Genomic DNA, 13,785 nt, shown 5'->3' with positions numbered 1-13,785 from the left:
CCGACATGCCCAGTCTTCGTGTCGAAGTGATCAGTCTGTTTCCGGACATGTTCGCTGCTATCCGTGACTACGGTATTACCAGTCGCGCGGTGAAGCAGGGGTTGCTCCGGCTACAGTGTTGGAATCCGCGAGCTTATACCGAAGATCGCCACCAGACGGTGGATGATCGACCTTTCGGTGGAGGTCCCGGCATGGTGATGAAGATCAAGCCGCTGGAAGCTGCTCTTGCTGATGCCAGAGAAGCTGCAGGCGACAAGGCGAAAGTTATCTATCTCTCGCCACAGGGGCGCCAGCTTAAACAGGCTGATGTCCGCGACCTGGCGAAAGAGGAGGCACTCATCCTCATCGCGGGTCGTTACGAAGGTATCGACGAGCGCTTTATTGAAGCGCATGTCGACGAGGAATGGTCGATCGGCGACTACGTATTGTCCGGTGGTGAGTTGCCGGCGATGGTGCTGATCGATGCAGTGACCCGGTTGCTCCCTGGAGCCCTGGGCCATGCTGATTCTGCCGAGGAGGATTCGTTTACCGACGGCCTACTCGACTGCCCGCACTACACGCGACCGGAAGTGTATGCGGATAAACGTGTTCCTGAGGTGTTGCTCAGCGGCAATCATGAACACATCCGGCGCTGGCGCTTGCAGCAGTCCCTCGGGAGGACCTGGGAGCGCCGCGCTGATCTTCTGGATAGCCGCTCGCTTTCTGGGGAAGAACAAAAGCTGCTGAAGGAATACATCCATCAGCGGGACGATAGTTAACGTATCGATGGCACGCCAGACGGCTTGTCTCAGGAGCACACAGCATGACCAACAAGATTATCCAGGCGCTCGAAGCCGAGCAGATGACCAAAGAATTGCCTCCGTTCGCCCCCGGTGACACCGTTGTCGTCCAGGTGAAGGTAAAGGAAGGTGAGCGTGAGCGTCTGCAGGCCTTCGAAGGCGTCGTTATCGGTAAGCGTAACCGCGGCCTGAACAGCGCATTCACCGTTCGTAAGATTTCTAACGGCGTTGGCGTTGAGCGTACCTTCCAGTACTACAGCCCGATGGTCGACAGCCTCAGCGTCAAGCGCCGTGGTGATGTTCGCAAAGCCAAGCTGTACTACCTCCGCGCGCTTTCCGGCAAGGCAGCCCGCATCAAGGAAAAGCTTTCCTGAGGAAGGCTTTCTTGTGGAAAAAGCAGCCTACGGGCTGCTTTTTTTTGCGCTCAGTTTCGGCTGAATGCAATGCATCGCAACTTAATGATTGCTGCCGGTGTGGCGGCGTGAAAACAAACAGGCTCATAGCACGGCAGTGGTCGATTCCTGCGGGTTCGATCGTCGAACTGGCCGTCGCGTGGTTCGCGTCGGTAATACCAGTCTCAAGGTGGATGTCAAAGCCTGTGTGGCGGCCGCGAGCTCGCTATCAGGCCCGCTTCAGCTTCGTTGCAGGGGTGACGATAATCGACCCGTGCACAGTTGCCGCACGTTGATGATTGATTCTGGCGGAACTGACGCGGCCTATGGAACACTAGCGCGCTTCCATCTGCCGACAATCCATCATGCCCGCACTTGACGACCCGGTAATCGACCGCTTCCTCGATGCCCTTTGGCTCGAGAAGGGATTATCGGATAACACGCGCGAGGCCTATCGCAGCGACCTGGCATTGTTTAACGGCTGGCTCGACGCGCGCGGCTTACGCTTGGTCGATGCAGGGCGCGAGATGATCCTGGACCATCTCGCCTGGCGTCTGGCTAGCAACTACAAGGCCCGCTCTACTGCGCGGCTGCTTTCTGGGTTGCGTGGCTTCTACCGGTTCCTCCTGCGCGAAGGTTCGATCTCGGTTGACCCTACGCTACGGGTCGATCTGCCGCAGCTCGGGCGTCCGCTGCCCAAGGCGTTGTCCGAGGCCGATGTCGAGGCCCTGTTGGCCGCTCCTGATATCGGCGAGTCGCTGGGAATGCGCGATCGCGCGATGCTGGAAGTTCTTTATGCGTCTGGCCTGCGTGTGACTGAGCTGGTCAGTCTCAGCCTGGAGCAGATCAATCCTCGCCAGGGTGTGCTGCGTACCTTCGGCAAGGGCAATAAAGAGCGTTTGGTGCCGCTGGGCGAGGAGGCTATGCACTGGCTGACGCGCTATCTGCGCGATGCTCGCGGGAACCTCCTTGCCGGTAAGGTCAGCGATGTGGTCTTTCCCAGCCAGCGTGGCGACCAGATGACGCGCCAGACGTTCTGGCATCGAATCAAACTGCACGCCAAGGTCGCTGGGATAGCGGTATCGATCTCACCGCATACGCTGCGTCATGCGTTCGCCACGCATCTGCTCAACCACGGCGCTGATCTTCGCACCGTGCAGATGCTGCTCGGCCATAGTGATTTATCCACCACCCAGATATACACACACATCGCTCGCGCGCGCCTGCAGGACCTGCATGCGCAGCACCACCCGCGTGGCTGAGCGATGAGCGCTGGTAAGGTGCGTCGCAGGCCGCAAGTCAGCGAGCGAAGCCCTGGCGTCGTGCGCCGGATGGCAGTGCCTATGTTAATCTGCGCCTCTTTCCTCGATCGAAGTCGCCAGGAGATTCCATGCGCGTGATTCGTTTTTTTGCTGCCGCGACCATCGGTCTGGCCAGCTCCGTTGTCCTGGCTGCGGACGCCGACAAGGCGATCCGTGACTCGCTGCATTCCATTCAGCCTGACATGCCGATCGAAGCGATTTCCGAAAGCCCCATGGACGGCGTTTACCAGGTGCAGCTTAAGGGCGGGCGTCAACTCTACGCCAGCGCTGACGGGCAGTTTCTGATCCAGGGTTACATGTTCCAATTCAAGGACGGTCAGGCGATCAACCTGACCGAGCAGGCCCAGAGTCGTTCGGTTGCCAAGACGATCGAGGCCATTCCTACCAGCGAGATGGTGGTATTCGCCCCCGAGAAACCGAAGACACATATCACGGTATTTACCGATACCGATTGCGGCTATTGCCAGAAGCTGCACAGTGAAGTGCCTGAGCTGAATCGTTTGGGTGTCGAGGTTCGCTATATGGCTTTTCCAAGGCAGGGTATGGGTAGCCACGGCGCCAATACGCTGGCTAGCGTTTGGTGCGCCAAGGATCGTCAGGCTGCGATGAACAAGGCCAAGGCGCGCGAGGAAGTGTCTACCGCCAGCTGCGACAATCCCGTGGCCGAGCAGTACGAGCTGGGTCAGTTGCTCGGTGTTCAAGGCACCCCGGCAATCATTCTCGCTGACGGTCAGATCATCCCCGGTTACCAGCCTGCACCACAGCTTGCTGCGCTCGCGCTGAAGGCGAAGTGATCCTGGGGAGGGCGCCTTCAGTCTGAAAGACGCCCTCCTGTTTGACGCTGCCTGAACTGTTCCGCCCCTCGCGTTCAAAGCCTGAAGGCATACCAAGGAGGCGCGAAGATGAAGCTCGAAGGTTCCTGTCACTGCAAGGCCGTGCGTTTTTCGCTCGAGTCGGCCGAACCTTATCCATTCATGCGGTGCTATTGCACCATCTGCCGCAAGACGGCTGGGGCGGGCGGCTATGCGATCAATTTGGGTGGTGATCATCGAACGTTGACCGTCGAAGGGCGCGAGCATCTGAGCATCTATCAGGCGAAAATGGTTGATGCGCAAACGGGCGCAACCACCACCAGCGATGGCCAGCGTCATTTCTGCAAGCATTGTGGCAGTGCGCTCTGGTTGTGGGATCCGAACTGGCCGGATCTGGTTCACCCTCACGCATCCGCTATCGATACAGATTTGCCGAGTCCTCCTGAGTCGACCCATCTGATGCTGGCTTCGAAAGCCTCATGGGTCGAACCGCAGATTGGCCCTGACGATCGCTGTTTCGATGAGTACCCGGACGAGTCGCTCGCACAATGGCATCAGCGCCTGGGACTGCGAGACCATTCCGGGTAGCGGCGAGGCGCGGCCGCATCCCGCCGATTTGACTAAATCCCGCGCGCTTCGTAATGTGCGACTCTTTTGTTCGGCCGCTGTACTCGGCCGTTCGCTGGCAATGGGGAGTGCAGCTTGAAACCGGTCAAAGTTGGCATCTGTGGGCTGGGAACCGTCGGTAGCGGTACCTTCAATGTGCTTGAGCGCAACGCTGCCGAGATTGCTCGCCGGGCCGGACGTGGAATCGAGGTTGCGCAGATTGCTGCACGCCGCCCGAACCCCAAATGCGACACCGGTGACACCCCGATTACCGCTGATATTTTCGACGTGGCAAACAACCCCGAAATCGACATCGTCGTCGAGCTGATCGGCGGTTACACCCTGGCCCGTGAGTTGGTCCTCAAGGCCATCGAAAACGGCAAACATGTAGTTACCGCGAACAAGGCTTTGATCGCGGTGCACGGTAACGAAATCTTCGCCAGGGCTCGTGAGAAAGGTGTCATCGTCGCGTTCGAAGCCTCGGTTGCCGGCGGCATCCCGGTGATCAAGGCGATTCGTGAAGGCTTGGCGGGTAATCAGATCAACTGGCTGGCCGGCATCATCAACGGGACCGGTAACTTCATCCTCACCGAAATGCGCGAGAAGGGCCGCACCTTCGAAGACGTGCTCGCAGAAGCGCAGGAGCTGGGTTACGCCGAGGCCGATCCGACCTTCGACGTCGAGGGCATCGACGCCGCCCATAAGCTGACCATCCTCGCTTCTATCGCCTTTGGCGTGCCCCTGCAATTCGAAAAGGCTTACACCGAAGGCATATCGCGCTTGACCACCGCCGACGTCAATTACGCCGAGGCCCTGGGTTATCGCATCAAGCATTTAGGAGTTGCGCGCAGCACAGCCTGTGGAATCGAATTGCGCGTGCACCCGACGCTCATTCCGGCCGATCGCTTGATTGCTAACGTCAACGGCGTCATGAATGCGGTAATGGTCAATGGCGACGCCGTCGGCTCCACGTTGTACTACGGCGCCGGCGCCGGTATGGAGCCGACCGCTTCGGCCGTAGTGGCTGACCTGGTCGACGTGGCTCGCGCGCTCACCACCGACCCGAACAATCGCGTCCCGCATCTGGCGTTCCAGCCCGACTCGCTCTCGGCACACCCGATCCTTCCGATCAGCGCCTGCGAAAGTGCCTATTATTTGCGCATTCAGGCCAAGGATCATCCTGGCGTTCTGGCTCAAGTCGCGACCATTCTTTCCGAGCGCGGGATCAACATCGAGTCGATCATGCAGAAGGAAGCCGAGGAACACGATGGCTTGGTGCCGATGATTCTGGTTACCCACCGGGTTCTGGAAAAGCGCATCGACGACGCTATTGCGGCCCTAGAGCAGCTCGAAGGAGTCAGTGGCGACGTTGTGCGGATTCGTGTGGAACAGCTGAATTAATTGGAGCTGGAAGCCGGAAGCTGAAAGCCAAAGTAAATCTTAGGCTTCAAGCTTCGGGCTTCAGGCTCAAACCTAAGGTTAAAAAAATGCGCTACATCAGTACCCGTGGCCAGGCGCCCGCCCTGAATTTTGAAGACGTGCTGCTCGCCGGGCTGGCCAGCGACGGCGGCCTCTACGTACCGGAAAACCTGCCACGCTTCACTGTCGAGGAAATCGCATCGTGGTCGGGTCTGTCGTATCACGAACTGGCATTCAAGGTGATGCGGCCGTTCGTGACCGGCAGTATCCCGGACGCCGATTTCAAGCAGATTCTCGAAGAGACCTACGGTGTTTTCGCGCATAACGCAGTCGCGCCCCTGCGTCAGCTGAACGGCAACGAGTGGGTCCTGGAGCTGTTTCATGGCCCGACCCTGGCGTTCAAGGATTTCGCCCTGCAGTTGCTCGGCCGCCTGCTCGATTACGTGCTGGCGAAGCGTGGCGAGCGCGTGGTCATCATTGGTGCGACCTCAGGCGATACCGGCTCGGCGGCGATCGAAGGCTGTCGCCGCTGCGACAACGTCGATATCTTCATTCTTCACCCGCACAACCGTGTTTCTGAAGTGCAGCGTCGTCAGATGACGACTATTTTCGGCGACAACATCCATAACATCGCAATCGAAGGCAACTTCGATGATTGCCAAGAGATGGTCAAGGATAGCTTCGCCGACCAGGGCTTCCTCAAAGGCACTCGTCTGGTAGCAGTGAACTCGATCAACTGGGCACGGATCATGGCCCAGATCGTTTACTACTTCCATGCGGCGCTGCAGCTAGGTGGTCCGGCACGCTCAGTGGCGTTCTCTGTTCCGACAGGTAATTTCGGCGACATCTTTGCCGGTTATCTGGCGCGCAATATGGGGCTGCCGATCAGTCAACTGGTGGTCGCGACCAACCGCAACGACATCCTGCATCGTTTCATGAGTGGCAACCGCTACGACAAGGACACCCTGCATCCTTCGCTGTCGCCCTCCATGGATATCATGGTGTCGTCCAACTTCGAGCGCCTGCTGTTCGATCTGCACGGTCGCAACGGCGCGGCGGTGGGCGAGCTGATGAGTTTCTTCAAGGCTACCGGCAAGCTGTCGGTCGAAGAGGAACGCTGGACCGAGGCCCGCAAGCTGTTCGATTCGCTGGCCGTGGACGACGAACAGACTTGCAAGACCATCGCCCAGGTATTCGATACGACCGGCGAGCTGCTCGATCCACATACCGCCATCGGTGTCTACGCCGCGCGCGAATGCCGCCGCAGCCTGTCAACGCCGATGGTGACACTGGGCACCGCACATCCGGTGAAATTCCCCGATGCGGTCGAGAAGGCTGGTGTTGGCAAAGCGCTTGAGCTTCCGAGCCATCTTGCCGATTTGTTCGAGCGGCCGGAGCGCTGTACGGTGCTGGCGAACGATCTCAAGACCATGCAAGCCTTTGTCGGCGAGCACGGCAATCGCGGCAAGCCGCTGTAACTTGCCGCTAACCAATCCGGATGGAATGCGCTTGGTGTCGGTGATGAGCTAAGCGCAAGCCGGTCGGCTCTTATCGAAAACGCTGTGCTTCACCGGAGTGTCGTCGCTTGCCTTGCTCGGCTGCCCTCTTCCAACGGCGAAGCGATGGTCTGACGTTACAACGCCTGAGCTCAGAAACTCCACAGCGACCATCAGTCCGCGACGATTACTCCCGCTAGATTGACCGCTTCCAGCTTGTGGCTGAGGTGTCCTCTGAGGATGCTGCCCAAGCGCATCCCGTCACGATCCCGTAGTGCATCGATCATTTCCTCGTGGTCGTTCACCGCTTTGCGCCAAAAGTCTTCGTTCATTTCCATCGTGTAGCGGATCCTCTTCACCCGCTGGCTGAGGTTGTTGTACATCTCCAGCAGGATCGGGTTTCCAGAAGCCAGCAAAATCCTTTCATGTATCTGCTGGTTGGCTTGGAAATATGCCTGCAGGTCCTTGCGCTCGTAGTAGTCGATCATTTTTTGGTGAAGCTCGCAGAGGGCTGCCAGCTCTTCGTCGTTCAGGCGACAGCAGGCGGCTTCGCCGGCCAGCCCTTCCAAGGCCGCCATGACATCGTAGGTATGTTTCACATCGCTCAGAGACAGGCGGCTCACGCGCGCTCCCCGATTCGGCAGAATTTCTACCAATCCTTCTGAGGTAAGAACCTTCAGTGCCTCGCGAAGCGGCGTTCTGGAAATGCCGAACGTCTCGCAAAGCTGTTTCTCTGAAATCTTTTCGCCTGCTACCAGCGAGCCGTGCTCAATTAATTCACGAATTCGGTTTGCAGCTTCCTGATACAGAATCTTGTGTTGGATTTTTTCCAAGGGAGCTTATTCCTGATAAGGCACACCGTTAGCTGCATCACGTCCATTGTTGATATCAGTGAAAGGTCTGCTAGCGTTTTGAATTAAGAATACAAAATAGGCGAAAAGTGCGACAGAAGATAAAAGTGGAACACAAAAGGTAGCGTGCATATGCCAGGTCAGAACTTGGCTCCGTGCCGTTGCCTCAGTACTCGTTTTGATCAGTTCGCCTGGCTCTGCCGGGCCCATCAAAGGAAATAACATGGCTGGCAAGGTTTATCGTTCGAGCGTAGTCATATCACGAGCAAAAGCCCGGCAAATCATCGATGCTGCGTTCGCGGAGGCTAGAGCCAAGGAGATGGAACCGCTGACCCTATTCGTTATGGATGCGGGCGGCAACCTCATCGCGGCCGAACGCGAAGATGGCTGTGCCCCGTTGCGCTTTCCGGTTGCCAGGGGCAAAGCCTTCGCCGCGCTGGGTAACGGCGTATCCAGCCGCACGGTCGGCGAGCGAAACGAATCGCGTCCGGCTTTTCTGGCCTCTGTGGCAGCGGCGTCAGGCGGGCACTTCGTGCCCGTACCGGGCGGCGTACTGATTCTCTCGAACAATGACGAAGTGATCGGCGCCGTCGGGGCTAGCGGCGCATCCTCCGATGAGGACGAGCAAGTAGCCATCCTGGGTATAGAAGCGGCGGGGTTACGGGCCGGTATCGTTCCAGCCTGACGCCCATCTCCAGCGCTAATGGCGGCCGGCGCTGCTGGTCGCCTCTCAATGCTCCGGCTCTTCATGACCATGATCGCTTTCGGCTGGTCAGGTATGGGCGCTCAATTCATTTGCGGCCCGTTATGTTCTAACGTCTGCGCCGCTAATAATTCTTCCTGAACCAATCCTAGCCAGGACCGACGAGCCCTTTGCCGACTTCCTGCGCTCCGCCTTGTCCGGCGTAAGGGATGCTCATGGCTGTTTTTCTTACCTCATTTCTGGCGTACCGCAAAAAGCTGGTCTAACGTCTGAATCGGGTTATGAATAATGAATTCATTTTTGTTCCCAGCGTGCGTAGCCGGTTTAGCCGCCGCCGGCCTTGCAGTTAGAGCGATGGGTCCGTCCTGACTGTAAAGATGGTTCTGCGGTACGCCTCAATAAAAACAAGAGTGGAGGTCAGCATGAAAATATTGAAAACAGCTTTGATTGCATCCCTGTTCGGTCTAGCCACATCAGCAGTCCAGGCCGCCGAACTCCAGATCAAATTCGGCCACGTGGGCGGACCGGGATCCCTGTTCGAAATCACAGCCAATAAATTCGCCGAGACCGTTAACGAAAAGCTCAAGGGCAAGGCCAAGGTCGTGACCTACGGCTCCAGCCAGCTGGGCAGCGATTCTCAGATGCTCAACAAGCTCAAGCTGGGTTCGCTGGATCTGGCTCTGCCATCGACGGTGATGAGCAGCGTGGCGCCGGAGTTCTCCTTGTTCGAAATGCCGTACCTGATCACCGATCGCGAGCATATGAAGCGTGTTCGAGACGAGCTGGTGCGCGACGTGATGTACAAGACCGCCGAAGACAAGGGGTACCGGATCATTGGCGTGTGGGAAAACGGCTTCCGGCAAATCACCAACAACACCCGGCCAATCGTCGTGCCGGAGGATCTCGAAGGGCTCAAGCTGCGCACTCCCAACGGCATATGGCGTGTCGAGATGTTCAAGAGCTACGGCGCCAGCCCGGCTCCGATGGCGCTCTCCGAAGCCTTTGTCGCGCTGCAGACTGGCGCCATGGACGGTCAGGAAAACCCCTTGGTGCAGATTTATTCCCAGCGCTTTCACGAGGTGCAGAAATACCTCTCCATGTCCAACCACGTCTATACCCCTGCGTTCGTTCTCGCTGGTGCCAGTTGGAAGCGTTTTCCAGAGGATGTGAGGAAGGTGCTGAGCGACGCTGCTGTAGAAGCAGAGGCCTATGCGCTGGAACAAGGGGCGCAGCTCGATGAAAGCCTCGTCAAGAAAATGGAGGAGGCAGGCATGGAAGTGAACAAGGTTGATCAACAAGCCTTCATCGACGGATCCAAGGCCATCTACGCGAAATTCGCTGAAGAAGTCGAAGGTGGGCAGGAAATGCTCGACGAGGTTGAACAGCTTCGCCAGATGTAACCGACTTCGTGGCTGCAGACCGCATTCTGACTTACGCCTGAGCACGCGGTGCTCAGGTCGACCGGAGAGAGCTGATGGATTCCTTTACCGCTTTCAGAAAGGGTTTTTCCAAACTTCTGGAAATCATCGTAGTGGCCAACGTAGTTGCTTTGACGTTGGTCGTTACAGTCGGCTTCGCATCGCGGCTGGCCGGTTCGCCGTTCAGCTGGTACGACGAGGTGGCGTCCGTCGGCCTGGCCTGGCTCACCTATTACGGCGCGGCGTTGGCCGCGGCGAAGGGCGCCCACATCGGTTGCCCTAGCGTAATCAATTACTTCTCTCCAGCGCTGCGCTTGCCAATCGCTCTGGTCGCGGAGGCGATCACGATCGGCTTCTTCGTGCTGCTGGCCTATACCGGCATGCAGGTCGTGCTCATCCTGGAAGGCTCCTCACTGGTCAGCCTCACCAACGTCTCGCTGCAGTTGACGCAATCGGTGCTGCCGATCGGATCGGTACTTTTCATCATCGCCGAGATCTTGCGATTGCCTGAGGTGATCAAGAGCGCGAAAGGCGATGGGTTCGTCGATCACGAACTGGAAGAAGTGGGCGTCAAGCCGGTGAAGGCATGACCGGGACATTTCAGAGCGAGCGCTTGCTACGGCCGCTCGGGAGAATAACAAGATGATAATCCTTTACATGTTTCTGGGGCTGATAGCCCTCATCCTGATCAATGTCCCTGTCGCCATATCGCTAGGCATCGTCGGTGCGGTTGCAATCTTTTCCAGCTATGGGGCGCTGGCCCTTCCCAACATCGGAATGGTGATGTACGACGGGACGACCAGCTTTCCGCTTATTGCCATCCCGCTTTTCATTCTCGCTGGCGCGATCATGAATGCCTCGAGCATTTCCCGGCGGCTGATCGATCTGGCCTCGGCGATGCTCGGGTTCATCAAGGGTGGGTTGTCGATGGTGACCATCGGTGCCTCGATCTTCTTCGCGGAGATTTCCGGTTCGGCGGTGGCGGGCGTATCGGCTATCGGCAGCATCATGATCCCGGCGATGACCCAGAAGGGGTATTCCAAGGAATTCGCGGCGGCATTGTCATCCTCGGCAGCCAGCCTGGCGATCATCCTGCCACCATCGATTCCGATGATTCTCTACGCCGTGATGTCTGGAGAGTCGGTGGTGAAGATGTTCGTCGCCGGCATCTTTCCAGGCTTGCTCGGTGCCATGGGGCTGGCTGGTATGTGCTATTACCTGGCCAGGAAGAACAACTTTCCATCCGAAGGGGCCTTCCAGACCAAGCGGTTGTGGGAAGCGTTCAAGGGAGCAATCTGGGCGCTGTCGATTCCGGTGATCATCCTTGGCGGGATCTTTGGCGGAATCGTCACGGCGACCGAAGGAGCGGCGCTAGCGGTGGTGGTGGCGATCTTCATCAGTGCCTTTGTCTATCGCGAGTTCACGCTGCGCACGTTCTACAAGGCGTGCCTCGATGCCGGCGTGCAGACTGCGGTAGTGATGCTGCTGGTGGCGAGCTCCGCCGTGGTTGGCCTCTACCTGACTGAAACGCAACTGCCGCAGCAGCTCGCCAGCTCCATCAGCGAGTGGACCAGCAACAAGTACGTGATCCTGGCGCTGCTTAACATCATCTTCCTGATTCTCGGCGTCTTCCTGCATTCGGCGGCCGCGATCATCTTGGTCGTTCCAATCGTTCTGCCGCTGGTGCTAGCGGTAGGCATCGATCCGATTCATTTCGGTCTGATCGTCACGCTCAACCTGGCCATTGGTCAGCAAACTCCGCCGGTTGCCAGCGTGCTGATCGCGTCCTGTTCGATCGCCAAGTCCGATATCTGGGCCACCACCCGTACCAATCTGTGGTTCCTTGGGGTGCTCTTCGCGATTCTGCTGATCAACACCTACATCCCGGCCATTGCCATGGTTCTGGTGAATTTCGTTTACGGCGCGTGAGCGGCATCGAGCAAGAGGAGACGAAGATGAGTGATATGTCTCAAGGGCAGGTCGACTGTCGCATCGAGCAGGGCGTCGCCTGGGTTGGCTTCAACCGGCCGGATAGCCGCAATGCGATGACCTGGACCATGTACGACTCGCTGGAGCGCTTGTGCAGCGAGCTGGAGGCCGATCCCGCGGTCGTAGCGGTGGTGTTTCACGGTTGTGGTGGCAAGGCCTTCGTTGCTGGCACTGACATCAAGCAATTCGCTGATTTCGAAGGCGGTGAAGCGGGCGTGAACTATGAGCGGCGCATCGACAGCGTGATAGCGGGGCTGGAAAACCTGCACAAGCCGACCATCGCGATGCTCGAGGGATTCTGTGTCGGTGGCGGCGCGGCCATCGCGCTGGCCTGCGACTTCCGCTATTGCACGCCGTCGTTGAAGTTTGGCGTGCCGATCGCCGAGACACTTGGCAACTGCCTCTCGGTGACAAACGTGTCCCGCCTCATGGATCTGCTCGGCGTACCGCGGACGAAGGAAGTACTGATGGCAGCAAAACTGATCGAGGCGCCCGAGGCTCTATCGGCAGGCCTGGTCAGCGCAGTGTTCGAGCCCAGCGCTATCCGTCAGGAGGTCAGTCGCAAAGCGCAGGCGTTTGCCGGTCGAGCGCCGCTGACCGTGCTAGCCACCAAAGAGGTAATCAACCGGGTGCTGGAGCACCGTCGTACTTCTGCAGACGCCAGCGATGACTGGATACGGACCTGTTATGGCAGCCGCGATTTCAAGGCCGCCGTCGACAAGTTCGTCAGCAAGACCTCGTTCGAATGGACCGGTGAGTAACGTCTCGCCGATCCCAGTGCTGGAGAGCCAAGCATGCTTCCGCTAAGCAACGTAAAAATTCTGGATATCTCGCAAATCATGGCGGGCCCTTACTGCACAATGGTGCTGGGCGACCTCGGAGCCGAGGTCATCAAGGTGGAAAAATCCAATGGTGGTGATGACAGCCGGCAAATGGGTCCCTATGTAAACGGCGAGTCCACATGTTTTTTCCAGATCAACCGAAACAAGAAGAGCATTTCGCTGAATCTGAAGGATCAACGGGCCAGGGATATTTTCTATCGACTGGCCGCTGATGCCGACGTCATCGTCGAGAATTACCGGCCGGGCGTGACGCAATCGCTGGAGATCGACTACGAGACGATCCGTGCAATCAATCCAGGGATTATCTATTGCTCGATCTCCGGCTATGGCCAGACCGGCCCTTACAGCAATAAGGGTGGCTTCGACCTCGTCGCCCAAGGCATGAGCGGCCTGATGTCGATGACTGGCGAACCCGGCAAGCGTCCGCTGAAGACCGGCATCGCCGTCTACGACATCGGGGCTGGGCTCACCGCGATCTATTCGATTCTCGCCGCTTACATCCACAAGCAAAACACCGGGGAAGGGCAGCACATCGATATCGCCATCACCGAGTGCGGGCTGCCGTGGTTCGCCTGGGAAGCGGCGGCGTATTTCGCCAACGGTACCGTGCCGCAGCCCACGGGATCGCGTCACCGTATCTCGGCGCCGTATCAGGCCGTCAGGACTCAGGACGGCTACCTGATGCTCGGCTGCGCCAATCAGCGAACCTGGGAGCGTCTCTGTCGCGACGTGATTGCGCGTGAGGATCTGCTTGGCGACGAGCGCTTCGTCACTAACAGCGACCGTGCTCGCAACGTCGAAACGCTCGAAAACATCCTCGAAGAGATTCTGTCCCAGCAGCCCATGAAGCACTGGCTCGATCTGTGCGACACGGCCGGGGTACCGGCAGGGCCGATCAACGACTTCGCCCAGGCCATGCACGACGAACACTATTTGGCGCGCGGCATGGTTCAGGAAGTCAGACATCCGGTGATAGGCAGCATGAAGACGATCGGCTTTCCCGCCAAGTTCTCCCGAACGCCTTTGGAAATCCGTCGACCGGCTCCGTTGTTCGCCGAGCACACCGATGAGGTGCTGCACGGAATCGGCATGACCGATGAGGATATCGGCAGTCTGCGAAGTGAGGGCTGCATCCGCTGATAGAAAATCTATTTTT

Annotated in this window: 14 protein-coding genes; 13 read left to right on the top strand and 1 reads right to left on the bottom strand. The window is 58.2% G+C overall.

Annotated elements, in window-relative coordinates; all coding sequences use genetic code 11:
- The first annotated feature begins 5 nt into the window (after positions 1–5).
- From trmD to thrC, 7 genes are all read left to right on the top strand, one after another.
- On the top strand, positions 6–758 hold the full coding sequence (trmD, locus tag D7241_RS19020; protein ID WP_408102831.1) for a tRNA (guanosine(37)-N1)-methyltransferase TrmD: 753 nt from the start codon (positions 6–8) through the stop codon (positions 756–758).
- Between the two features lie 44 nt (positions 759–802).
- Positions 803–1,153: a 50S ribosomal protein L19 gene (gene rplS, locus D7241_RS19015; protein ID WP_021208319.1), complete on the top strand. Its 351-nt coding sequence runs from the start codon at positions 803–805 to the stop codon at positions 1,151–1,153.
- A 383-nt stretch (positions 1,154–1,536) separates the two neighbouring features.
- Complete coding sequence (gene xerD, locus D7241_RS19010; RefSeq protein WP_408102830.1) at positions 1,537–2,433, top strand: site-specific tyrosine recombinase XerD; 897 nt, start codon at positions 1,537–1,539, stop codon at positions 2,431–2,433.
- A 128-nt stretch (positions 2,434–2,561) separates the two neighbouring features.
- Positions 2,562–3,287 (top strand): thioredoxin fold domain-containing protein, encoded by a 726-nt coding sequence (locus tag D7241_RS19005; RefSeq protein ID WP_408102829.1) that lies wholly within the window; start codon positions 2,562–2,564, stop codon positions 3,285–3,287.
- Positions 3,288–3,395: 108 nt separating this feature from the next.
- Positions 3,396–3,893, top strand: coding sequence for a GFA family protein (locus tag D7241_RS19000; RefSeq protein ID WP_255981379.1), 498 nt, complete (start codon positions 3,396–3,398; stop codon positions 3,891–3,893).
- Positions 3,894–4,007: 114 nt separating this feature from the next.
- Complete coding sequence (locus D7241_RS18995; protein ID WP_408102828.1) at positions 4,008–5,312, top strand: homoserine dehydrogenase; 1,305 nt, start codon at positions 4,008–4,010, stop codon at positions 5,310–5,312.
- An 86-nt stretch (positions 5,313–5,398) separates the two neighbouring features.
- The gene (gene thrC / locus D7241_RS18990) at positions 5,399–6,808 is read left to right on the top strand and encodes a threonine synthase (RefSeq protein WP_408102827.1); all 1,410 of its coding nucleotides are present in this window, start codon (positions 5,399–5,401) and stop codon (positions 6,806–6,808) included.
- A gap of 191 nt (positions 6,809–6,999) precedes the next feature.
- Here thrC and D7241_RS18985 read toward each other — a convergent pair whose 3' ends face one another.
- A complete protein-coding gene (locus tag D7241_RS18985; RefSeq protein ID WP_255981385.1) occupies positions 7,000–7,659 on the bottom strand; it encodes a GntR family transcriptional regulator in 660 nt (219 codons plus the stop codon).
- Between the two features lie 241 nt (positions 7,660–7,900).
- Here D7241_RS18985 and D7241_RS18980 point away from each other — a divergent pair, with 241 nt between their 5' ends.
- The 6 genes from D7241_RS18980 to D7241_RS18955 all read left to right on the top strand — a co-directional run bounded on the left by D7241_RS18980 (position 7,901) and on the right by D7241_RS18955 (position 13,769).
- Positions 7,901–8,362, top strand: coding sequence for a heme-binding protein (locus tag D7241_RS18980; RefSeq protein WP_255981387.1), 462 nt, complete (start codon positions 7,901–7,903; stop codon positions 8,360–8,362).
- 440 nt (positions 8,363–8,802) lie between these two features.
- Positions 8,803–9,780 (top strand): TRAP transporter substrate-binding protein, encoded by a 978-nt coding sequence (locus D7241_RS18975; RefSeq protein ID WP_408102826.1) that lies wholly within the window; start codon positions 8,803–8,805, stop codon positions 9,778–9,780.
- Between the two features lie 74 nt (positions 9,781–9,854).
- Entirely contained in the window at positions 9,855–10,388 is a 534-nt protein-coding gene (locus tag D7241_RS18970; RefSeq protein ID WP_255981391.1) for a TRAP transporter small permease, read from the top strand.
- A 52-nt stretch (positions 10,389–10,440) separates the two neighbouring features.
- The gene (locus D7241_RS18965; protein WP_255981393.1) at positions 10,441–11,727 is read left to right on the top strand and encodes a TRAP transporter large permease; all 1,287 of its coding nucleotides are present in this window, start codon (positions 10,441–10,443) and stop codon (positions 11,725–11,727) included.
- A gap of 26 nt (positions 11,728–11,753) precedes the next feature.
- Positions 11,754–12,548, top strand: coding sequence for an enoyl-CoA hydratase/isomerase family protein (locus D7241_RS18960; protein WP_408102825.1), 795 nt, complete (start codon positions 11,754–11,756; stop codon positions 12,546–12,548).
- Positions 12,549–12,581: 33 nt separating this feature from the next.
- Positions 12,582–13,769 (top strand): CaiB/BaiF CoA-transferase family protein, encoded by a 1,188-nt coding sequence (locus tag D7241_RS18955; protein WP_255981397.1) that lies wholly within the window; start codon positions 12,582–12,584, stop codon positions 13,767–13,769.
- The last annotated feature ends 16 nt before the right edge of the window (positions 13,770–13,785 follow it).

It is taken from the genome of Stutzerimonas sp. VN223-3 (assembly GCF_045999685.1).
GTDB classification, from domain to species: Bacteria; Pseudomonadota; Gammaproteobacteria; order Pseudomonadales; family Pseudomonadaceae; genus Stutzerimonas; species Stutzerimonas stutzeri_AR.
The sequence above is the reverse complement of the archived record's forward strand: the minus strand, read 5'-3'. Positions and strand labels throughout refer to the sequence as shown.

Coding starts and splice junctions, on each gene's coding strand:
- D7241_RS18980 (WP_255981387.1), top strand. CDS start 7,901: ATGGCTGGCAAGGTTTATCGTTCGAGCGTAGTCATATCACGAGCAAAA.
- D7241_RS18960 (WP_408102825.1), top strand. CDS start 11,754: ATGAGTGATATGTCTCAAGGGCAGGTCGACTGTCGCATCGAGCAGGGC.
- D7241_RS18955 (WP_255981397.1), top strand. CDS start 12,582: ATGCTTCCGCTAAGCAACGTAAAAATTCTGGATATCTCGCAAATCATG.
- D7241_RS18970 (WP_255981391.1), top strand. CDS start 9,855: ATGGATTCCTTTACCGCTTTCAGAAAGGGTTTTTCCAAACTTCTGGAA.
- xerD (WP_408102830.1), top strand. CDS start 1,537: ATGCCCGCACTTGACGACCCGGTAATCGACCGCTTCCTCGATGCCCTT.
- D7241_RS18975 (WP_408102826.1), top strand. CDS start 8,803: ATGAAAATATTGAAAACAGCTTTGATTGCATCCCTGTTCGGTCTAGCC.
- D7241_RS19000 (WP_255981379.1), top strand. CDS start 3,396: ATGAAGCTCGAAGGTTCCTGTCACTGCAAGGCCGTGCGTTTTTCGCTC.
- D7241_RS18965 (WP_255981393.1), top strand. CDS start 10,441: ATGATAATCCTTTACATGTTTCTGGGGCTGATAGCCCTCATCCTGATC.
- thrC (WP_408102827.1), top strand. CDS start 5,399: ATGCGCTACATCAGTACCCGTGGCCAGGCGCCCGCCCTGAATTTTGAA.
- rplS (WP_021208319.1), top strand. CDS start 803: ATGACCAACAAGATTATCCAGGCGCTCGAAGCCGAGCAGATGACCAAA.
- D7241_RS19005 (WP_408102829.1), top strand. CDS start 2,562: ATGCGCGTGATTCGTTTTTTTGCTGCCGCGACCATCGGTCTGGCCAGC.
- trmD (WP_408102831.1), top strand. CDS start 6: ATGCCCAGTCTTCGTGTCGAAGTGATCAGTCTGTTTCCGGACATGTTC.